Below are 19793 nucleotides of genomic sequence, written 5' to 3'. Positions count from 1 at the left end.
TCCTGCCCCCGGCTCCCGACGTATCCGCCCACGACCACAAGCCCGAGGAGGGAGGCGCCGCATGAGTGCTTTCGTCATGGCCGCCCCGTCCCAGCGGAGCGTCCTCGCCGCCGAGGACCTGTCGATGTTCGGCACGGACCCCTTCTGGCTGGTCGCGCTGAAGGCCGTCTTCTGCTTCGCGTTCATGATGCTGACCGTGCTGCTGTCCATCGTCTTCGAGCGGAAGATCGTGGGCTGGATGCAGCTGCGCGTCGGGCCCAACCGGCACGGCCCCTGGGGCATGCTCCAGTCGCTCGCCGACGGCGTGAAGCTGATGCTCAAGGAAGACATCACCGTCAAGGGCAGCGACAAGGCCGTCTATCTGCTGGCCCCGATCATCGGTGCCGTGCCCGCCTTCATGGCGATCGCGGTCATCCCGTTCGGGCCCGCGGACAACGAGGTCTCGATCTTCGGCCACCGCACGCCGATGCAGCTGACGGACATGCCCGTCGCCGTCCTCTTCGTGCTGGCCACCGCCTCCATCGCCTCCTACGGCGTGGTGCTGGCGGGCTGGTCCTCCGGGTCGACGTATCCGCTGCTCGGCGGGGTCCGCGCGACGGCCCAGATCATCAGCTACGAGATCGCGATGGGCCTCAGCTTCGCCGCGGTCTTCCTCTACTCCGGCTCCATGTCCACCTCGACGATCGTCGCGGAGCAGGCGGACGGCTGGTTCGCCTATCTGCTGCCGGTCTCCTTCGTCATCTACCTGGTGTCGATGGTCGGCGAGGCGCACCGCGCGCCGTTCGACATGCCGGAGTCCGAAGGCGACCTGGTCGCGGGCTTCCAGACCGAGTACAGCTCGATCAAGTTCGCGATGTTCATGCTGACCGAGTACATCCACCTGGTCACGGTCTCCGCGCTCGCCGTCACTCTCTTCCTGGGCGGCTGGCGGGCCCCGGCGCCGATCTCCACCTGGTGGGAGGGCGCCAACCACGGCTGGTGGCCGATGCTCTGGTTCGTCGCCAAGCTCGCCGTGCTCATCTTCGTCTTCATCTGGCTGCGCGGCACTCTGCCCCGCGTGCGCTACGACCAGTTCATGAAGCTGGGCTGGAAGATCCTCATCCCGGTCGCCCTGGTGTGGCTGATGCTGGTGGCCACCGTCCGCGCCATGCGCAACGAGGGCTACGACTACAGCGAGGTCGTCTACTGGGTCGCCGGGACGGCGCTGGGCCTGCTGCTGATCACCTTCGTCATCGACTTCTTCCGGGGCGGCGAGGACGAGGCGGAGGCCGAAGCGGCCGGGAAGGACGAGCCGTTCGACCCGATGGCCGGCGGCTTCCCCGTCCCACCGCTGCCGGGCCAGACCCTGCCACCGGTGCCACGACGGCCCTCGCGCGCCGATCGCGACCGCGACCGCGAGCCGGTCGCTGCCGGAACCACTGACGGAACCACCGAGAGGGAGCCCGACGGTGCCTGAGAATCCCCTGGCCGGCTTCGGCGTGACCTTCAAGGACATGTTCAAGAAGCGGCTGACCGAGCAGTACCCCGAGTACAAGAAAGCCACGGCGCCCCGCTTCCACGGCCGACACCAGCTCAACCGGCACCCGGACGGGCTGGAGAAGTGCGTCGGCTGCGAACTGTGCGCCTGGGCCTGTCCCGCCGACGCGATCTACGTGGAGGGCGCGGACAACACCGAGGAGGAGCGCTACTCCCCGGGCGAGCGCTACGGCCGCGTCTACCAGATCAACTACCTGCGCTGCATCCTGTGCGGCCTGTGCGTCGAGGCGTGCCCCACCCGGGCGCTGACCATGACCAACGAGTACGAACTGGCCGACTCCTCCCGGCAGTCCCTCATCTACACCAAGGAGGAGCTGCTCGCGGGCCTGGAGGAGGGCATGGTCGACTCCCCGCACGCCATCTTCCCTGGCATGACCGAAAAGGACTACTACCAGGGCCTGGTCAGCGAGGCCGCGCCCGGTACGCAGCCGCAGAAGGCCCGGGACAGCGGCGTCCCCCAGGAGTCGGCCGACACCTTCGGCCCCGACGAGCCGGCCGCCGCCGCGGGCGCCGGTCTGGATTCGACCGCCGCGGCCCACGGCGCCATGACCGGCGGCACCGAGACCGGATCCGGGGAGGGCGACCGATGAACGCGCTCGCCGCCTCCACCGCCACCTCCACCGGTGAGGCCCTCCAGTTCTGGGTGCTGGGCACCATCGCCGTCATCGGCGGGCTCGGCACCGTGCTGATGCGCCGCGCGGTGCACAGCGCGCTCTGTCTGGCCGGGACCATGATCATCCTGGCGCTGTTCTACCTCGCCAACGGCGCCTACTTCCTGGGCGTCGTCCAGATCGTCGTCTACACCGGCGCGGTCATGATGCTGTTCTTGTTCGTGCTGATGCTGGTGGGTGTCAGCGCGGCGGACTCCCTCAAGGAGACCATCAAGGGGCAGCGCTGGCTGGCCGTCGGATGCGCGCTCGGCCTCGGCATCCTGCTGATCGCAGGCATCGGCCAGACCCCCATCGCCAGCTTCAACGGGCTGGAGGCGGCCAACGCCCAGGGCAACGTCCCCGCGCTGGCCTCGCTGCTGTTCACCAAGTACGTGGTCGCCTTCGAGGTCGTCGGCGCGCTGCTGACCGTGGCCGCCGTCGGTGCCACGCTGCTGACCCACCGCGAGCGCATCGAGAAGAGCAAGTCCCAGCGCGAGCAGGCCGAGGAGCGGGTGCGCGGCGGCAAGCAGCTGCCACCGCTGCCCGCGCCCGGCGTCTACGCCCGGCACAACGCGGTCGACCGTCCGGGGCTGCTGCCCGACGGCACCCCCGCCGAGATCAGCGTCAGCCACACGCTGCGCGAGCGCGGCCAGATCCGCGAGGTCAGCGCCGAGCAGATGGCGAGCCTCGCCGCGCTGGAGCAGCGCACCGCCGACCACCACGGCCAGCGCGCCTACCCGGGCCCGAAGGACCCGGGAGAGAGGGCCGCCGAGGCCGCCGAGTCCGCAAAGGGCACAGCGCGGGAGCGCACGGACGGCCGTGAGAGCGACGAGGCACGCGGCGGAGCCGACGACCGCGAGGAGGCAGCCAAGTGAGCCCCGTCAACTACGTCTATCTGGCAGCACTGCTGTTCACCATCGGCGCCGCCGGAGTCCTCATCCGGCGCAACGCCATCGTGGTGTTCATGTGCATCGAGCTGATGCTCAACGCGGCCAACTTGACCCTGGTCGCCTTCTCCCGCATGCACGGCAATCTCGACGGCCAGATCATGGCGTTCTTCGTCATGGTCGTCGCCGCCGCCGAGGTCGTGGTCGGGCTGGCGATCATCGTGATGCTCTACCGCTCCCGCCACTCGGCCTCGGTCGACGACGCCAGCCTCATGAAGCTGTAAGGGGTACGAACCAGTGGAGTCATTGATCGGACTGCTCGTCGGCGCTCCAGTGCTGGGCGCCGCGGTGCTGCTGTGCGGCGGCCGGCGTCTGGACCGCACGGGGCACTGGCTGGCGACACTGCTCGCCGCCGTCTCCTTCGTGCTGGGCGCGGCCCTCTTCCTCGACATGCTCGGCAAGGGCGGCGAGCACCGCGCGATGCACTCGCACCTGTGGTCGTGGGTGCCGGTGGAGGGCTTCCAGGCCGACGTCGCCTTCCAGCTCGACCAGCTCTCGATGACGTTCGTCCTGCTGATCACCGGCGTGGGCACGCTCATCCATCTGTACTCGGTCGGCTACATGGAGCACGACCCCAGGCGCCGCCGCTTCTTCGCCTATCTGAACCTCTTCCTCGCGGCGATGCTGCTGCTCGTCCTCGCGGACAACTACCTGCTGCTGTACGTCGGCTGGGAGGGCGTGGGTCTGGCCTCCTACCTGCTGATCGGGTTCTGGCAGGACAGGCCGAGCGCGGCGACGGCGGCCAAGAAGGCGTTCCTGGTCAACCGCGTCGGTGACGCGGGCCTGGCCATCGCCATCTTCCTGATGTTCACCACCTTCGGGTCCTTCGCCTTCGCGCCGGTGCTCTCCAGCGCTACGGAGGCGGGCGAGGGCAAGCTGACGGCGGTCGGGCTGATGCTGCTGCTGGCCGCCTGCGGCAAGTCGGCGCAGGTGCCGCTCCAGTCCTGGCTGGGGGACGCGATGGAGGGCCCGACCCCGGTCTCGGCCCTGATCCACGCGGCGACGATGGTGACCGCCGGCGTCTACCTCATCACCCGCTCCGGCGCGATCTTCAACGAGGCGCCGGACGCGCAGACCGCGGTGGTCGTCGTCGGCGCGGTCACGCTGCTGTTCGGTGCGATCGTCGGTTGTGCGAAGGACGACATCAAGAAGGCCCTGGCGGGCTCGACGATGTCGCAGATCGGCTACATGATCCTGGCGGCCGGGCTCGGCCCGATCGGCTACGCGTTCGCCATCATGCACCTGGTCACCCACGGCTTCTTCAAGGCCGGTCTCTTCCTCGGCGCCGGTTCCGTGATGCACGGGATGAACGACGAGGTGAACATGCGCCACTACGGGGGCCTGCGCAAGCACATGCCGGTCACCTTCGTGACGTTCGGCCTCGGATATCTCGCCATCATCGGCTTCCCCGGGCTGTCCGGCTTCTTCTCCAAGGACCAGATCATCGAGGCCGCCTTCGCCAAGGGCGGCACCCAGGGCTGGATCCTGGGCGCCGTCACCCTGCTGGGCGCGGCGATCACCGCGTACTACATGACGCGGGTGATGCTGCTGACCTTCTTCGGCGAGAAGCGCTGGAAGCCGGACGCTGAGGGGCATGAGCCACACCCGCACGAGTCCCCGAAGACCATGACGATCCCGATGATCGTCCTCGCCTTCGGCTCGGTCTTCGCCGGCGGGCTCTTCAAGGCGGGCGAGTCCTTCGTGCACTGGCTGGAGCCGGTGACGCAGTTCGAGCACGGCCACTCGCCGCTGTCCGCGTCCACGGTCACCGGGGCCACCGTCGTCGCCCTGGTCATCGGGGTGGGCGCCGCGTGGTTGCAGTACGGACGCCGGACGGTGCCGTCGGTGGCGCCGCGTGGCTCGCTGCTGACCCGCGCCGCCAGGCGCGACCTGCTCCAGGACGACTTCAACCACGTCGTGCTGGTCAACGGCGGCAAGTACCTCACCCGCAGCCTCGTCTACGTCGACAACAAGGTCGTGGACGGCGCGGTGAACGGCACGGCGGCGTCCTTCGGCGGGCTGTCCGGGCGGCTGCGGCGGCTCCAGAACGGTTTCGCCCGCTCGTACGCGGTCTCCATGTTCGGCGGCGCGGCGGTGCTGATCGCCGCCACCTTGCTGATGAGGGCGGTCTGAGTTATGTCATTTCCTCTTCTGACGGTCACGGCGGCGCTGCCCGCCGTCGGGGCCGTCGCCACGGCGGCCGTCCCGGCGGCCCGGCGGACCGCCGCCAAGTGGCTGGCGCTGCTGGTCTCGCTGGCCACGCTCGTCCTCGCGGTGGTGGTGCTGGTCCGCTTCGACCCGGACGGCTCCCGCTACCAGCTCACCGAATCCCGCGCGTGGATCCCCGACTTCGGGGTCCGCTACGAGCTGGGCGTCGACGGCATCGGCGCGGTGATGATCGCCCTGACGGCGCTGCTGATCCCGTTCGTCATCGGCGCCGGCTGGAACGACGCCGACCCCACCGGGCGGGAGAAGACGACCAGCAGGTGGCGGCCCACGCAGGGCTTCTTCGCGCTGATCCTGGCCGTCGAGGCGATGGTCCTCATCTCCTTCGCCTCCACCGACGTCTTCCTCTTCTACATCTTCTTCGAAGCCATGCTCATCCCGATGTACTTCCTCATCGGCGGCTTCGGGGACCGGGCGCACGCCGCCGGTGAGGAGGAGGGCGCCAAGCAGCGCTCCTACGCGGCGGTGAAGTTCCTCCTCTACAACCTGGCCGGCGGGCTGATCATGCTGGCCGCCGTCATCGGGCTGTACGTCGTCAGCGCCGACCAGCTGGGCGAGGGCACCTTCTCCCTCCAGCGGCTGCTGGAGGCACGGGCCGACGGTGACCTCACCATGTCGGCCACCACCGAACGGCTGCTGTTCCTGGGCTTCTTCTTCGCCTTCGCCATCAAGGCGCCGCTGTGGCCGCTGCACACCTGGCTGCCCAACGCGATGGGCGAGGCCACGGCGCCGGTCGCGGTGCTCATCACGGCGGTCGTCGACAAGGTCGGCACCTTCGCGATGCTCCGCTTCTGCCTCGGCCTCTTCCCCGGCGCCAGCGACTGGGCCACCCCGGTCGTGCTCGCGCTCGCGCTGGTCAGCATCCTGTACGGCGCGCTGCTCGCCGTCGGCCAGCGGGACATCAAGCGGCTGGTGGCCTACGCCTCCATCTCGCACTTCGGCTTCATCGTCCTCGGCATCTTCGCGATGACCAGCCAGGGCCAGGGCGGCGCGACGCTGTACATGGTCTTCCACGGCATCTCGACGGCCGCCCTGATGCTGGTGGCGGGCTTCCTCATCTCCCGCCGGGGTTCGCGTCTGATCGCGGACTACGGCGGGGTGCAGAAGGTGGCGCCGGTGCTGGCCGGCACGTTCCTCGTCGGCGGCCTGGCGACGCTGTCGCTGCCGGGGCTCGCGCCGTTCATCAGCGAATTCCTCGTCCTGGTCGGCACGTTCAGCCGCTACCCGGTCGCGGGCATCGTGGCCACCGCCGGCATCGTCCTGGCCGCGCTGTACGTGCTGCTGCTCTACCAGCGCACCATGACAGGGCCGGTCGTCAAGCCGGAGATCGAGCGGATGCCGGACCTGAAGGTGCGGGAGATGGCCGTGGTGGCGCCGCTGATCGCGCTGCTGCTCTTCCTCGGCCTGTTCCCCAAGCCGCTCACCCAGATCGTCAACCCGGCGGTCGAGCACACCATGTCCGACGTGCGGAAGACCGACCCCAAGCCGCAGCACCGGGTCGCCGACCACCGGACCTCCTACAAGCCTGCGGAGAACGGCGGAGGTGACCACGAGTGAGCGTGGTGCAAACGGCTGTCCCCAGCCTGTGGACACTGGCGGCAGGCGAGGGCGACAAGCTCCAGGCCCCCAGCATCGAGTACGGCAAGCTCTCGCCGACGCTGATCGTCCTGGGCGTCGCGGCGCTCGGCATCGTCATCGAGGCGTTCCTGCCGCGCAAGTCGCGCTATCCGACGCAGGTGTTCTTGTCGCTGCTGGGCCTGGCCGCCGCCTTCGCCGCGGTCGTCGGGCTGGCGGCCAGCGGCTCGGGCGGCGGCAAGGCGCAGATCGTCGGGATGGGCGCGCTCGCCGTCGACGGCCCGGCGCTCTTCTTGCAGGGCACCATCTTGCTGGTCGGCATCGTGGGCGTCTTCACCTTCGCCGAGCGCAGGCTGGAGCCCGCGTCCCACGGCGCGCGGGTCGACTCCTTCGCCGCGCAGCCCGCCTCCGTACCCGGCGGTGAGGGCGAGCGGGAGGCGACGAAGGCGGGCTGGACGACCACCGAGGTCTTCCCGCTGCTGATGTTCGCCGTCGGCGGCATGCTGCTCTTCCCGGCCGCCAACGACCTGCTGACCCTCTTCATCGCGCTGGAGGTCTTCTCCCTCCCGCTGTACCTGCTGTGCGCGCTGGCGCGGCGCAGGCGGCTGCTGTCGCAGGAGGCGGCGGTCAAGTACTTCCTGCTGGGCGCCTTCTCCTCGGCGTTCCTGCTGTTCGGCATCGCGCTGCTGTACGGCTACGCGGGCACCGTCAACTACTCGGGCATCGCCCGGGTCATCTCCGGCTCCGACGCGACGACCGATCCGGTGCTCGCCGACACCATGGGCAACGACGCGCTGCTGCTGATCGGCGGCGCGCTGGTGGTGATGGGCCTGCTCTTCAAGGTCGGCGCCGTCCCCTTCCACATGTGGACCCCGGATGTGTACCAGGGCGCGCCGACCCCGGTGACCGGCTTCATGGCCGCCGCCACCAAGGTCGCGGCCTTCGGCGCGCTGCTGCGGCTGCTGTACGTGGTGCTGCCGGGGCTGCGCTGGGACTGGCGGCCTGTGATGTGGGGCGTGGCGATCCTGACCATGCTGGCCGGGGCCGTGGTGGCGATCACCCAGACCGACATCAAGCGGCTGCTGGCCTACTCCTCGATCGCCCACGCCGGGTTCCTGCTGGCGGGTGTCATCGCCACCTCGGAGGACGGCATCTCCTCGGTGCTCTTCTACCTGGGGGCCTACTCCTTCGTGACGCTGGGCGCGTTCGCCGTGGTCACGCTGGTGCGGGACGCGGGCGGCGAGGCGACGCACCTGTCCAAGTGGGCGGGGCTGGGGCGGCGTTCGCCGCTACTGGCCGCCGTGTTCGCCGTCTTCCTGCTGGCGTTCGCGGGTATTCCTCTCACGTCTGGTTTCGCGGGGAAGTTCGCGGTGTTCAAGGCGGCGGCCGAGAGCGGAGCGGGCGTGCTGGTCGTGGTCGGTGTGATCGCCTCGGCCATCGCGGCGTTCTTCTATCTGCGGGTCATCGTCCTGATGTTCTTCAGCGAGCCCCAGGCCGACGGGCCGAGCGTGGCGGTGCCGAGTGTGATGACGACCTCGGCCATCGCGATCGGTGTGGCGGTCACGATCGTGCTCGGTGTGGCGCCGCAGTACTTCCTCGACCTGGCCGGGCACGCCGGGGTGTTCGTCCGGTGACCCGTCGTCCGGTGACGGGCCGCCGGGCCAGACCCTGACGGCCCGTCACGTCCAGCTTGTCCATGACGCCGCCAGGAGACCCAACCGGGCTTCTGGCGGCGTCTTTTGATGCACCGGTGGCAAATGGTGTGCGGAAACGGTAGGAATTCGAAGCATGGGTTGTGTGATCCTCCGTCGGGAGAACGACGGATACGAGGGGAAACAGGGCGGCATCTTCACCGAGGGGGTCTCCGCCGAGTCGGTGGGTGCGAAGGGGCTGTGTCTGCACGTCCTGCACATCCCGGCGAACTCCCGCGGCGAGCCCCATCTGCACGCGGGCCACGAGTCGGCGATCTACGTCGTCAGCGGTGAGCACGAGATATGGCACGGCGAGGATTTAGACCACCACGACACTCTGCACCCGGGCGACATGGTCTACGTCCCCGCCAACATGCCGCACATGCCGGTCACGGGTGAGGAGCCGGTGACGGTGGTGGTGGCGCGCACCGATCCGCGCGAACAGGAGTCGGTGCATCTGCTTTCTCCGCGGGAGCCGTGAGCGTCCGCCTTTCTGGTGCTGAGCAGGGGGTGCCCCTGGCTGTGCTTTGCAGGGTGCGGGTGCTTTTGGCTGGTCGCGCAGTTCCCCGCGCCCCTTCGGGGCGCCCCCCTGCCCAGTGCGGGGAAGCACAGGGTCAGTTGCCGGGGTATTCCCGGACCTTTCCGGGCTCTTCCGTGGCCTTGCGGAGCTTGTCGGAGAGACCGGGCACGTCCTTGAGCTGTCCGGGGTCCTTGGGCAGCTTCGCGGGAGCTTCGGCGACCTTGGCGTAGGTGTCGGTCTCGCCGCCGTTCCAGGTGACCTTCAGCGTCTTCGCCTCCAGCTTGGCGACCTTGCCGGTGCTGCGGTCCTCGCCGGTGCCGCCGGGGCACTTGAGGACCAGCGCGCTGTCCGCGCCGGTGTTCATGACCCGGCCGCTGCACGCCTTCTTGTCCCGGAGCAGGGAGACGGCGTCGCCGACGACGGTCAAGGTCAGCTTCTGACCGGACGCCTGCGTCGCCCACACCCCCGGCAGCGCGGCCTTGCCGCCCGCCGTCTTCTCCGCCGAGGGAGTGGGATCGGCGGTCTTCTCGGCGCTGCCGCCCTTGTCCTTGCCCTTGTCCTTGCCGTCGTCGCTGCTTCCGCAGCCGCTCAGCATCAGCGCGATCGCCGCTGCCGCGGCCACCGCCCCCGTCATCCGTGCTGACGTGCGCACTTGCCCTCCTCGGTTGTACTTCAGGCTCACGACAACCTAGCAGCGGCCCCCTCCGCCGGTGGTGCCCCTTCCGCCGAAGGGGCCGGCGGGCCCCAAGGGCCTTCCGTCCGGCGGAGGGGGTGTCGTCCGGCGGAGGGGGTGCCGTCCGGCGGAAGCGGTGCCGTCCGGCGGAAGCGGCGCGGCCTGTCGGTGGTGGCGCATATCGTGGCGGCATGCTTCGAGAGAGTGCCGAGGAGTCCGGCGGGGCGCCGGAGCCGGACGTGCTGCGCGTGCTGCGCAAGGTGTTCGGCTACGACGCGTTCCGCGGCGAGCAGGAAGCCGTCATCGAGCACGTGACGCGCGGTGGCGACGCGGTCGTGCTGATGCCGACCGGCGGCGGCAAGTCGCTCTGCTACCAGATCCCGGCGCTGGTCAGACCAGGTACAGGCGTGGTGATCTCGCCCCTGATCGCCCTGATGCAGGACCAGGTGGACGCGCTGCGGGGGCTGGGTGTGCGCGCCGGGTTCATCAACTCGACGCTGGACTTCGACGAGCGCCGCGTGGTGGAGGCCGAATTCCTCGCCGGTGAGCTGGACCTGCTGTATCTGGCCCCCGAGCGGCTGCGCCTGGAGGCGACGACCGCTCTGCTGGAGCGCGGCAAGGTGTCGCTCTTCGCGATCGACGAGGCACACTGCGTCGCCCAGTGGGGCCACGACTTCCGGCCCGACTACCTGTCGCTGTCGATGCTCGGCGAGCGCTGGCCCGAGGTGCCCCGTGTCGCGCTGACGGCCACGGCGACGCGCGCCACCCACCGCGAGATCGTCGAGCGCCTCGGCCTGAGCGGCGCCCGCGACTTCGTCGCCAGCTTCGACCGCCCCAACATCCAGTACCGCGTCGTGCCCAAGCGCGACCCGAAGAAGCAGTTGCTGCGCTTCTTGAAGGAGGAGCACGCGGGCGACGCGGGGATCGTCTACTGCCTGTCGCGCAACGGTGTGGAGCGCACCGCCGAGTTCCTGTGCCGCAACGGCATCGAGGCGGTGCCCTACCACGCGGGCCTGGACGCGGGCACGCGCGCGGCGCACCAGTCCCGCTTCCTGCGGGAGGAGGGGCTGGTGGTGGTGGCCACGATCGCCTTCGGCATGGGCATCGACAAGCCGGACGTGCGCTTCGTCGCCCACCTCGACCTGCCCAAATCCGTCGAGGGCTACTACCAGGAGACCGGCCGCGCCGGGCGGGACGGCGAGCCCTCCACGGCCTGGCTCGCCTACGGCCTCCAGGACGTCGTCCAGCAGCGCAAGCTGATCGAGGGCGGCGAGGGCGACCCCGCCTTCCAGCGCCGCGCGCGGGCCCACCTCGACGCGATGCTGTCGCTGTGCGAGTCGGTGCGCTGCCGCAGGGCACAGCTGCTGGAGTACTTCGACCAGGAGCCCGCGGCGGGCACCACGGACGTCGCCTGCGGGAACTGCGACACCTGTCTGACGCCCCCCGAGACGTGGGACGGCACGGTGCCCGCCCAAAAGGCGCTCTCCTGTGTCGTACGGCTCAAGAGGGAGCGCGGCCAGAAGTTCGGCGCCGGCCAGATCGTGGACATTCTGCTGGGCCGCAAGACCGCCAAGGTCATCCAGTTCGACCACGACGGGCTGAAGGTCTTCGGTATCGGCGCCGATCTGGGCGAGGCCGAATGGCGCGGCATCGTCCGGCAGCTGCTCGCCCAGGGCCTCCTGGAGGTCGAGGGCGAGCACGGCACGCTGGTGCTCACCGATGCCAGCGCGGAGGTGCTGCGCGGCGAGCGGGAGGTACGGCTGCGCAAGGACACGGCACCCGCCAAGGCCGAGGGCGGCGGGCGCGGTGAGCGCTCCGGGCGCGGCGGCGGCAAGGCGGCAGCGGCGGCGGCCGACCTGCCGGAGGAGGCCAAGCCGCTGTTCGAGGCGCTGCGCGCCTGGCGCGGCGAGCAGGCCAGGGAGCAGGGCGTCCCGGCGTACGTCGTCTTCCACGACGCGACGCTGCGCGAGATCGCCACCCAGCGGCCCGGCACGCTCGGCGAGCTGGGCGGAATCGGGGGCGTCGGCGAGAAGAAGCTGGCCAACTACGGGGAAGGGATCTTGGAGGTGCTCGCGGGGCCGTCGGGGCCGGAGCCGGAACAGGAGCCCGAGCCAGACCCGGAGCCGGAGCCCGAGCCCGAGCCCGCGTCCTAGGAGGAGCCGGAGCCCGCGTCCTGGCGGGCGGAGGTCAGCGGTCGCACCCGGACCGGCCCACCGTCACGACGAGGTGCTGGGTGCGCTCGCCGAGCCGGTCCCCGTGTTTGCCGGTGACGGTGACCGGAGTGATGTCCTTCACCTTCCGGCACCGCTGGATCTGGCGCTGGAGGTAGTCGTCGGAGATCTGCTGGGCCGCCCTGTCGTCCGCCTCGGTGCCCGCCAGGTCGGTGGCGATGACGGTTCCCCGGCCGTGGCCGCGTTCGTGTACGCCGACGATGTGTTCGCGCAGCCTCGCGGAGTCCTCGGCGGCCCGTTTGTCCGCCGCCGGGTCGGGCGGGGGCGGCGGCTGGGTCCGCACCGGGGGAGTGGTGTCCTCCGGCACGGTACGGACGGCTGACGCCGCCCACAGCCCGGCGGCCAGGCCCCCGGCCAGAAGCGTTACGGCGAGGGCTCCTACCGTAAGCCGCCGTAAGAGCGCACGCGCGGCAGTCGCTGCCGCCGTGGCGGCAGCGGCTCCTCGTGCTTCGGGCCCCACCCCGTGCCCTTCCGTCACCCGTCAAGTCCGCGCCAAAATAGCAAGGTTGGGGTGTCGGTGCCCCGGTGGGCGGAGCCCCCCGTCAGCCCGGTGAGCCGGGAGAGGTCCGTCACGTCGGTGAGGTGCGGCAGTCCGTCCAGGGTGAGGTGGGCGAGGGCGGGCGGCGCTGCCGGTGGCGAGAGGTCGCGGTCGGACAGCAGGGGACGCCACCGTCGGGGCCGGTCTCCGAGCCGGTTTCGCCAGTGCCGACGCGAACACGCCACCGTCGTCTGGCGGTTGTCACGCGCGGCGGGGATCGCCGCGCGGGCTCTTTGGTAGCCTCACCGCTCGCACGGGGGTACGGAATGACGACAGACGACCGGGATTTCGAACACCGAGGGGTAGCGTGCGTTCCTCAACGGACGAGTTCCACGCCTTCTTCGAGCAGCATCACGCCGAACTCGCCCGCCTGGCCCACCTCTTGCTCGGCGAGGCCGATGAGGCCGATGACCTCGCGTCGGACGCCTTCGTCGCGATCTGGCACAAGTGGGACCGGGTGCGCGGGGCCGACCGCCCCGCGGCGTATGCCCGTGGCGTCGTCGCCAACCTCGCGCGCTCCCACATCCGCAGCCGTACCCGCGAGCGGCGCAGGATCGCCCTGTTCTGGTCGCGGCACGCGGAGCCCAGCGAGGGCACTGACGTCCCCGCCGTACTGGACGTACGAGAGGCGCTCGGGCGGCTGCCGTTCCGCAGGCGTGCCTGTGTGGTCCTGCGGCACGCGTTCGATCTGTCGGAGCGGGACACGGCCCGCGCCCTCGGCATCTCGACGGGTACGGTCAAGAGCCAGGCGTCGCGCGGGATGGCCGAGCTGGAGCGGCTGCTGAAGCCCCAGGAGCAGGGCGTGCCGCGTAACGTGGACGCGGTACTGGCACTGCGTGGCGAGAAGGCGGAGCGGTACACCTGGTGAATGCGACGGAGGACGCCGAGGAGCGGGAGTGGGTGCGCGCCCGGCTGCGTGCCGCCGCGGACGCTCATCAGCCGGACCGCGCGCGGATGGCCGCGCGGATCGCGCGCGCCGTCGAGGAGCCCGGCAGCAAGCGGCGGACCCGGCGCGCCACCATGGCGCCGTTCCGCTGGGGACCCGGGGCTCCCAGGACCTGGCCACGGGTGGCGAGCGCCGTGGGCGCTCTCGTGGTGGTGCTCGGCACCGGCGCCACGACCGCGCTGTGGGCGCAGGGCGGCGACGGTGCCGCGGACCCTCCGACGGTCCGGACCTCGGCGGGACCGGCCGGGACCGGGCGGGCCGCCGGCCCGCTCACCTCGCGCGGTGCGGTCGACCCGGGGAGCAACGACTACTGGTCACAGACCGAGGTGACCGTCGCCTCCACGACGCGGCTCACCGCGCTGACGGTGGAGCTGCGGATCGCGGAGAAGGCACGGAAGCTGGCCTCCACGGGCTCCTGGCGTACCCGCCCTCCCCAGGACTACGACGTCTCCGTCAAGCACGAGGAGGGCGCGCTCGTCTACCGCTGGACGCTCAGGAAGGGACGGACCGTCCCGCCCGGCAAGCACGTCTTCGCCGGCCAGTTCGACCACTCGGCGGGAAAGCGGAACGCGAAGGGCGACTCGTACACGGTCTCGGCCACAGCCGAAGGACACGAGCGCACGGTCGGCGGTGGCATCGGGTGACCAGGCCAGGGTCGGCCACGCCACGGTCGGCCGGAGCCCGTTGACGCTGTGCCCCGGGTCCCCTCGGCGAGGGGGGACCCGGGGCACAGGGACGAGAAGAGCGCGTCAGCCGAAGAGAGGCGTTCGAGCCGTCACTTCATGGGCGAGCCGATCTCGGCCGCCGCGTCCACCGTCAGGAACTTCGTGACCGGCAGCGCGCCGCCCGCGCCCCGCGCGCCCGTGGCAGAGGCCGGGTCGGTGCCGGCGAAGGGCGGGGTGGTGACCCCGTCGTCCCAGCTGTTGCCGGAGGAGACGGTGGAGCCGCCGGTCTTGGCCGCCTCGGCCGTGTTCTCCGCGGCGAGGTTCCGGCTCAGCTCGGACGAGCCCTCGGCGAAGTAGAAGCCGGCGGAGGCGTTCGCATAGGCGGTGTTACGGCTCAGCCGCATCGCGCCGGGGTTGCTGTTCTCGGTGAAGCCGTGCTGGTGGTTGTCCCAGGCGGCGTTGTAGTCCACCACGTGGCCGGCGGCTGTGCCGTCGCCGCCGAGTTTGAAGCCGTTGCCGTTGCCCTCGAAGGCGCCGTCGTTCCAGCGGTTCTTCCCGTTGCCGTAGGCCCAGGAGTGCTCGATCGTCAGACCGGTCCCGAACTTCCACAGGTCGGCGCCGTCGTCGGAGTTGTTGAACAGCCGTGCGCCGGTGACCTTGTTGCCCTTGCCCGAACCGAACTTCACGGCGAGACCGTCGGCGTTCTGGCCGTGGTTGGCCGGGTCGTAGTTGCCGTACGAGTCGAGGTTCTTGACGAGGTTGTTCACGGTGCCCTCGCCGCGCAGCGTGAAGCCGGAGTCGCCGTTGCCCTCGGTGGTGAGGTTCTCGAAGACCCCGCCGGTGGACGAGGTGGCGACGAAGCCGTGCGCGGGGCCGTTCCGGAAGCGCATGTCGCTCACGTGCCAGTGGTCCCCGCCCAGCCCGACGATCCACTGGCCCTCGGGCAGCTTCGACCCGTCGACCTTCACCCGGTCCGTCCCGTACGGCTTCAGCGTGATCGGCTCCCGCGCCGTGCCGTTCTCCTGGCTCTTCAGGCTCTTCCTGGGGTAGTACGTCCCGCCCTTGACCTGGATGGTGGTGCCCGCCTTCGCGATGTCGAACGCCTTCTCCAGCGTCGCGTAGGGGTCGGCCGCGGTGCCCGCGCCGTCGTCGCTGCCGTTCGTGGCGACGACGACGGCGCGGGCCGCCGCGGCCTCGGCACCGCCGGGGGAAGCGATCGCGAGGTAGCCCCCGGTGCCACCGGCGGCCGAGGCCGCCACGGCTATCGCCGTCAGGCTCCTTCTTCGACGGTGCTTCGGTGTGCTTGTCACTGGTGCTCCTTCTGTGGGGGTGAACAGGTGCGCGCGACTGTCCGCGCGCACCCGCACCTCCGTCGCCGCCCGGGCGAAAAAGGTTGCTCCACTCGTGAGTCACACCCCTGCGGCTCGCGGTTCACGCACCCGCGGCTTGCGCTCACCCGCCCGCGGCCGGCCGCACCTGCCCCTTGACCTCGCCAAGACCCAGGCGGGTGCCCGCCGGGCCCCGGCACCAGGCGCTGAGGGTCACCTCGTCGCCGTCTTCGAGGAACGTCCGCTTTCCGTCGGGGAGCTCCAGGGGTTCGCGCCCGCCCCACGTCAGTTCGAGGAGGGAGCCGAACTGGCTGGGCTCAGGGCCGCTGACGGTGCCCGACGCGTACAGGTCGCCCGTGCGCAGCGAGGCCCCGTTCACGGTCAGGTGGGCGAGCTGCTGTGCCGCCGTCCAGTACATCGTGGAGAACGGCGGCTCCGCGATCACATGGCCGTTCAGCCGCACCGTCAGCCGCAGGTCGATCCCGCCGTCGGTGACGCCCTCCGCCGAGTCGTCGAGGTAGGGCAGCAGCGGGAAGTCGCGCGGCGGAGGCGCCACGCGGGCCGCGTCCAGGGCCTCCAGCGGGGTGATCCACGGCGAGACGGAGGTGGCGAAGGACTTGCCGAGGAAGGGGCCTAGCGGCACGTACTCCCAGGCTTGCAGGTCCCGCGCGGACCAGTCGTTGAGCAGCGTCACGCCGAAGACGTGGTCGCGGAAGCCGTCGAGCCCGACCGGGGTGCCCAGCTCGCTGGGGGTGCCGACGACGAAGCCGACCTCGGCCTCGATGTCCAGCCGCTGCGAGGGCCCGAAGAGCGGCAGCGGCTCGTTCGGCGGCTTGCGCTGCCCGTGGGGCCGTACGACGGGTGTGCCGGAGACGACGACGGTGCCCGCGCGGCCGTGGTAACCGATCGGCAGGTGCTTCCAGTTGGGGGTGAGCGCGTCGCTGTCGGGGCGGAAGATGCGGCCGACGTTGGTGGCGTGGTGCTCGCTCGCGTAGAAGTCGACGTAGTCGGCGACCTCGAACGGCAGGTGGAGCCGCACCCCGGACAGGGGCAGCAGCTGGCGGGCCGCCGTCTCACGGTGGGCATCGTCCGTCAGCCAGGAGCGCAGCTCGGCCCGCACGGACTGCCACACGCTCCGCCCGGCGGCCATCAGGGGGTTGAGCGAGGGCTGCTGGAGCAGGTCGGCGTGTGCGGAGCCGAAGGCGACGGCGGCGGCTCCCGCGTCGAGCACGTCGTCGCCGTACCGGACACCGAGTCGGCGGTGGCCGGGGCTGTCCGGTGTGCTGAAGAGGCCGTACGGAAGGTTGTCCGGGCCGAAGAGGGCTGTGTCACTCATACGGGTCAGGTTATGGGCCCGTACCCCGGTGGTGAAGCACGCAAAGGCGGGGCAAAGGTATGGCCTCTGTGACCTCATGTGGCCTCAATTGCCCCGAATGGTCTGGCGGATCGGGACGTCCGGCCCTAGCGTGCTGAGCCGGGGCACGGAGGGGGCGGCGCGGAGGGGGGCTTCGCGGCGGCGCAGGCGGTGCCGGGCTGTTCTCGACGGTCCGGCTGCCTGGTGATGCCACGGGTCGTGCCCGTTGGGGGGAGTGGGTACGAGTGGCGAGCACGCGTGCACACGGCGGTCCAGGGCGCGCACGGCGCAAGCTCGGACGGGACGCCGGAGGGGCCCGGAGCCCCGAGCCCGACCGGTCCGTTCCCGGACTGGTCGTGAAGATCGGAAACTATCCGCTGCACCACGGCGGCGTCGGCGCCATCCGCAGCCTCGGGCGGCTCGGGGTGCCGATGTACGCGATCACCGAGGACCGCTGGACCCCCGCCGCCCGCTCCCGCTATCTGCGGGAGGCGTTCGTGTGGCCGACCACCGGCAGGGAGCCCGCCGAACGGCTGCTGGCCGGGCTGCTGGCCACGGCGCGGCGGCTGGGCGGCCCGGCTGTGCTGATACCGACCGACGAGGAAGCCGCGGTCCTGATCGCCGAGCACCAGCGCGAGCTGAGCGCCCACTTCCTCTTCCCGCCGGTGCCCCCCAAGCTGCCCCGGCGGCTGGCGAGCAAGCAGGGCCTGCACGAGCTGTGCACGGAGCACGGGATCGCCACGCCCGTCAGCGTGTCCCCGCGCACCTACGCCGAGGTGGAGTGGTTCGCGGCGCGGGCCCGCTTTCCCATGGTGGCCAAGAACCGCGAGGCGTTCGTACGCCGCGCCCGGCCCGCCGTGGGCGGCACCACCCGTGTCTCCTCCGCGCGGGAACTGCTGGCCATGGCCCGTGGTTGGGGGGACAGTCCCGGTGTGCTCCTCCAGGAGTACCTGCCGCTGGAGGAGGCGGAGGACTGGATCGTGCACGGCTACTTCAGCCCGGAGAGCGAGCCGCGTGCGCTGTTCACCGGCGTGAAGGTCCGCTCGTGGCCGCCGCACGCGGGCATGACGGCGTCCGCCCGCACCGTGGCCAACCCCGAACTGGCCGAGCTGACCGCCGGGTTCGTCAAGCGGCTCGGCTTCACCGGGGTCCTCGACCTCGACTGGCGCTTCGACCGCCGCGACGGCCGCTACAAGCTGCTGGACTTCAACCCGCGTACGGGCGCCCAGTTCCGGATGTTCGAGAGCGAGTCGGGCGTGGACGTCGTACGCGCCCTGCACCTGGACCTGACCGGGCGGGCCGTGCCCGGGGGCGTCCAGCGCGAGGGCCGCCGCTATCTCGTGGAGCACATCGACCCGGCGGCGCGGCTCGCCTATCTGTACGGGCGCGGGCGCGGCTACCGCACGCCCCACGCGCCGTCGCACACCCGCGCGCAGGGCACCGAGCTGGCCTGGGCGGCGGCGGACGACCCGCTGCCCGCCGCCGTGCTGCTGGTCCGGCTCGCCCGCCCGGGAGCCCGCCACCTGTGGCAGCTGTGGGGCCCGCGCGGGAGTTCGTCAGTCGTCCGACGCAAAGGAGACACCAGGTGAGGATGAGTGGACACCGCCGCGTATCCGGGGGCGTACCCGGCCGGGTACCCGGCCGGGTACGTCGCCACGAGGAAGCCGTCGTGGTGATCGGAGCGGGGCCCTACGGGCTGTCGGCCGCGGCACATCTGCGCGCACGCGGGGCGCGGGTACGGGTCTTCGGGGAACCGATGGCCGGGTGGCGGGAGCAGATGCCGGCGGGAATGCTGCTCAAGTCGACCCCGGCGGCCTCGGACATCGACGCGCCACAGCCGGGCCACACCCTCATCGACTACTGCCGCGCGGCGGGCGAGCGGCGCTACGAGTCCGACTGGGACCTGGTGCCGGTGGAGACGTTCGCCCGCTACGGCCAGTGGTTCCAGCAGCGCCTGGTGCCGGGGCTGGAGACCGAGCGCGTCGTCGCCGTCGACCGGCGGGCCACCGGCGGCTTCGAGGTCAAGCTCGACGGCGGCGAGGTGTGCGCCGCGCGTGCCGTGGTGGTCGCGACCGGGCTGAGCGGCGCCGCGTACGTGCCGCGCGAGCTGGCCGCCGCCGTGCCCGACGGGCCCTCGCCCGCCGGACCCGTCTCGCACAGCTCCCACCACCGCGACCTGGGCCGGTTCGCGGGCCGCGACCTGCTGGTCGTCGGCGCTGGCCAGTCGGCGCTGGAGACCGCCGTGCTCGCGGCGGAGGCCGGGGCCGCCTCGGTGCGGGTGGTCGCGCGCGGGCGGCGGGCCGTCGGCTTCGGCGCACCGCCCGACCACCAGCCCCGCCTCCGCCCCGAGTCGCCCTTCGGGCGGGCCTGGTCGCTGTACGGGCTCACCCACGGCGCGGGCGGCTTCCGGCACCTGCCCGAGCCCGTACGCCACGAACTGGTACGCCGCGTCCTGGGACCGCTCGGCGCCTGGTGGCTGCGGGAGCGCTTCACCGGACGGGTCGGGGTGACCCAGGGCCGTCCGCCGACGGGGGTCCGTGTGCGGGACGACGGGCGGGTCGAGCTGGAACTGGGGGGCGGCGGCGGGCCCGTCGAGGGCGACCATGTGATCGCCGCCACCGGATACCGGGCGGATCTGGGCACGCTCGGCTTCCTCGGCCCCGCGCTGCGGGCGGCGCTGGTGCGGTCGGGGGGTGCGCCGCTCTTGGGGGCGGGGTTCGCCTCGTCCGTGCCGGGGCTGTACTTCACCGGGCTGGCCGCGGCGGCTTCGTTCGGGCCGTTGATGCGGTTCGTAGTCGGCACGGGGTTCGCCTCCCGGCGAATTGGGTCCGCTGTTGGTGCCTGACGGCGCTGACTCCTTTTCCCCCGCCTCGCCCCTTCCCTTTTTCGTGGGGGGCTCCGCCCCCCCACACC

General features: G+C 71.3%; 17 protein-coding genes. 13 read left to right on the top strand and 4 right to left on the bottom strand.

Annotated elements, in window-relative coordinates:
* Nucleotides 1-61 precede the first annotated feature (61 nt).
* From nuoH to OHB04_RS17680, 8 genes are all read left to right on the top strand, one after another.
* Complete coding sequence (gene nuoH / locus OHB04_RS17715) at nucleotides 62-1456, top strand: NADH-quinone oxidoreductase subunit NuoH (RefSeq protein ID WP_326688663.1); 1395 nt, start codon at nucleotides 62-64, stop codon at nucleotides 1454-1456.
* On the top strand, nucleotides 1419-2126 hold the full coding sequence (nuoI, locus tag OHB04_RS17710) for an NADH-quinone oxidoreductase subunit NuoI (RefSeq protein WP_442815096.1): 708 nt from the start codon (nucleotides 1419-1421) through the stop codon (nucleotides 2124-2126). Before nuoH ends, nuoI begins: the two co-directional genes overlap by 38 nt.
* A complete protein-coding gene (locus OHB04_RS17705; protein WP_326807784.1) occupies nucleotides 2123-3061 on the top strand; it encodes an NADH-quinone oxidoreductase subunit J in 939 nt (312 codons plus the stop codon). Before nuoI ends, OHB04_RS17705 begins: the two co-directional genes overlap by 4 nt.
* On the top strand, nucleotides 3058-3357 hold the full coding sequence (gene nuoK / locus OHB04_RS17700; protein ID WP_242753277.1) for an NADH-quinone oxidoreductase subunit NuoK: 300 nt from the start codon (nucleotides 3058-3060) through the stop codon (nucleotides 3355-3357). The genes OHB04_RS17705 and nuoK overlap by 4 nt, the downstream gene beginning before the upstream one ends.
* Nucleotides 3358-3370: 13 nt before the next feature.
* Entirely contained in the window at nucleotides 3371-5266 is a 1896-nt protein-coding gene (gene nuoL, locus OHB04_RS17695; RefSeq protein ID WP_326688661.1) for an NADH-quinone oxidoreductase subunit L, read from the top strand.
* Between the two features lie 3 nt (nucleotides 5267-5269).
* Nucleotides 5270-6916, top strand: coding sequence for an NADH-quinone oxidoreductase subunit M (locus OHB04_RS17690; RefSeq protein WP_326688660.1), 1647 nt, complete (start codon nucleotides 5270-5272; stop codon nucleotides 6914-6916).
* Nucleotides 6913-8568, top strand: a complete 1656-nt coding sequence (gene nuoN, locus OHB04_RS17685) for an NADH-quinone oxidoreductase subunit NuoN (protein WP_326688659.1) — start codon at nucleotides 6913-6915, stop codon at nucleotides 8566-8568. The genes OHB04_RS17690 and nuoN overlap by 4 nt, the downstream gene beginning before the upstream one ends.
* A gap of 154 nt (nucleotides 8569-8722) precedes the next feature.
* Nucleotides 8723-9106, top strand: a complete 384-nt coding sequence (locus OHB04_RS17680; RefSeq protein WP_326688658.1) for a cupin domain-containing protein — start codon at nucleotides 8723-8725, stop codon at nucleotides 9104-9106.
* 133 nt (nucleotides 9107-9239) lie between these two features.
* Here the strand turns inward: OHB04_RS17680 and OHB04_RS17675 are convergent, their stop codons facing one another.
* Nucleotides 9240-9797 carry a hypothetical protein gene (locus OHB04_RS17675; protein WP_326688657.1) on the bottom strand — a complete coding sequence of 186 codons (558 nt, stop codon included), beginning with the start codon at nucleotides 9795-9797 and terminating at the stop codon, nucleotides 9240-9242.
* Nucleotides 9798-10009: 212 nt separating this feature from the next.
* On the opposite strand from OHB04_RS17675, the gene recQ reads away from it, so the two are divergent.
* Entirely contained in the window at nucleotides 10010-11971 is a 1962-nt protein-coding gene (recQ, locus tag OHB04_RS17670) for a DNA helicase RecQ (RefSeq protein WP_326807783.1), read from the top strand.
* A gap of 34 nt (nucleotides 11972-12005) precedes the next feature.
* On the opposite strand, the gene OHB04_RS17665 is transcribed toward recQ, so the two are convergent.
* A complete protein-coding gene (locus OHB04_RS17665; protein WP_326807782.1) occupies nucleotides 12006-12332 on the bottom strand; it encodes a hypothetical protein in 327 nt (108 codons plus the stop codon).
* Nucleotides 12333-12894: 562 nt separating this feature from the next.
* Here OHB04_RS17665 and OHB04_RS17660 point away from each other — a divergent pair.
* A complete protein-coding gene (locus OHB04_RS17660) occupies nucleotides 12895-13455 on the top strand; it encodes a SigE family RNA polymerase sigma factor (RefSeq protein ID WP_326688654.1) in 561 nt (186 codons plus the stop codon).
* Entirely contained in the window at nucleotides 13452-14177 is a 726-nt protein-coding gene (locus tag OHB04_RS17655) for a hypothetical protein (RefSeq protein WP_326807781.1), read from the top strand. The genes OHB04_RS17660 and OHB04_RS17655 overlap by 4 nt, the downstream gene beginning before the upstream one ends.
* A gap of 131 nt (nucleotides 14178-14308) precedes the next feature.
* Here OHB04_RS17655 and OHB04_RS17650 read toward each other — a convergent pair whose 3' ends face one another.
* Together OHB04_RS17650 and fahA are read right to left on the bottom strand one after the other, a co-directional pair.
* On the bottom strand, nucleotides 14309-15508 hold the full coding sequence (locus tag OHB04_RS17650) for a right-handed parallel beta-helix repeat-containing protein (RefSeq protein ID WP_326807780.1): 1200 nt from the start codon (nucleotides 15506-15508) through the stop codon (nucleotides 14309-14311).
* 142 nt (nucleotides 15509-15650) lie between these two features.
* Nucleotides 15651-16862, bottom strand: coding sequence for a fumarylacetoacetase (fahA, locus tag OHB04_RS17645; RefSeq protein WP_326807779.1), 1212 nt, complete (start codon nucleotides 16860-16862; stop codon nucleotides 15651-15653).
* 374 nt (nucleotides 16863-17236) lie between these two features.
* Here fahA and OHB04_RS17640 point away from each other — a divergent pair, with 374 nt between their 5' ends.
* A complete protein-coding gene (locus OHB04_RS17640; protein WP_326807778.1) occupies nucleotides 17237-18469 on the top strand; it encodes a carboxylate--amine ligase in 1233 nt (410 codons plus the stop codon).
* Nucleotides 18470-18471: 2 nt separating this feature from the next.
* Complete coding sequence (locus tag OHB04_RS17635) at nucleotides 18472-19725, top strand: FAD-dependent oxidoreductase (protein WP_326807777.1); 1254 nt, start codon at nucleotides 18472-18474, stop codon at nucleotides 19723-19725.
* Nucleotides 19726-19793: the final 68 nt, after the last annotated feature.

The organism is Streptomyces sp. NBC_01775 (assembly GCF_035917675.1).
In the GTDB taxonomy this organism is placed as follows: domain Bacteria; phylum Actinomycetota; class Actinomycetes; order Streptomycetales; family Streptomycetaceae; genus Streptomyces.
The sequence above is the reverse complement of the archived record's forward strand: the minus strand, read 5'-3'. Positions and strand labels throughout refer to the sequence as shown.

Excerpts from the sequence above, each read along its gene's own strand:
- nuoH (WP_326688663.1), top strand. The coding sequence starts at position 62 with ATGAGTGCTTTCGTCATGGCCGCCCCGTCCCAGCGGAGCGTCCTCGCC.
- OHB04_RS17705 (WP_326807784.1), top strand. The coding sequence starts at position 2,123 with ATGAACGCGCTCGCCGCCTCCACCGCCACCTCCACCGGTGAGGCCCTC.
- OHB04_RS17690 (WP_326688660.1), top strand. The coding sequence starts at position 5,270 with ATGTCATTTCCTCTTCTGACGGTCACGGCGGCGCTGCCCGCCGTCGGG.
- OHB04_RS17680 (WP_326688658.1), top strand. The coding sequence starts at position 8,723 with ATGGGTTGTGTGATCCTCCGTCGGGAGAACGACGGATACGAGGGGAAA.
- recQ (WP_326807783.1), top strand. The coding sequence starts at position 10,010 with ATGCTTCGAGAGAGTGCCGAGGAGTCCGGCGGGGCGCCGGAGCCGGAC.
- fahA (WP_326807779.1), bottom strand. The coding sequence starts at position 16,862 with ATGAGTGACACAGCCCTCTTCGGCCCGGACAACCTTCCGTACGGCCTC.
- OHB04_RS17635 (WP_326807777.1), top strand. The coding sequence starts at position 18,472 with ATGAGTGGACACCGCCGCGTATCCGGGGGCGTACCCGGCCGGGTACCC.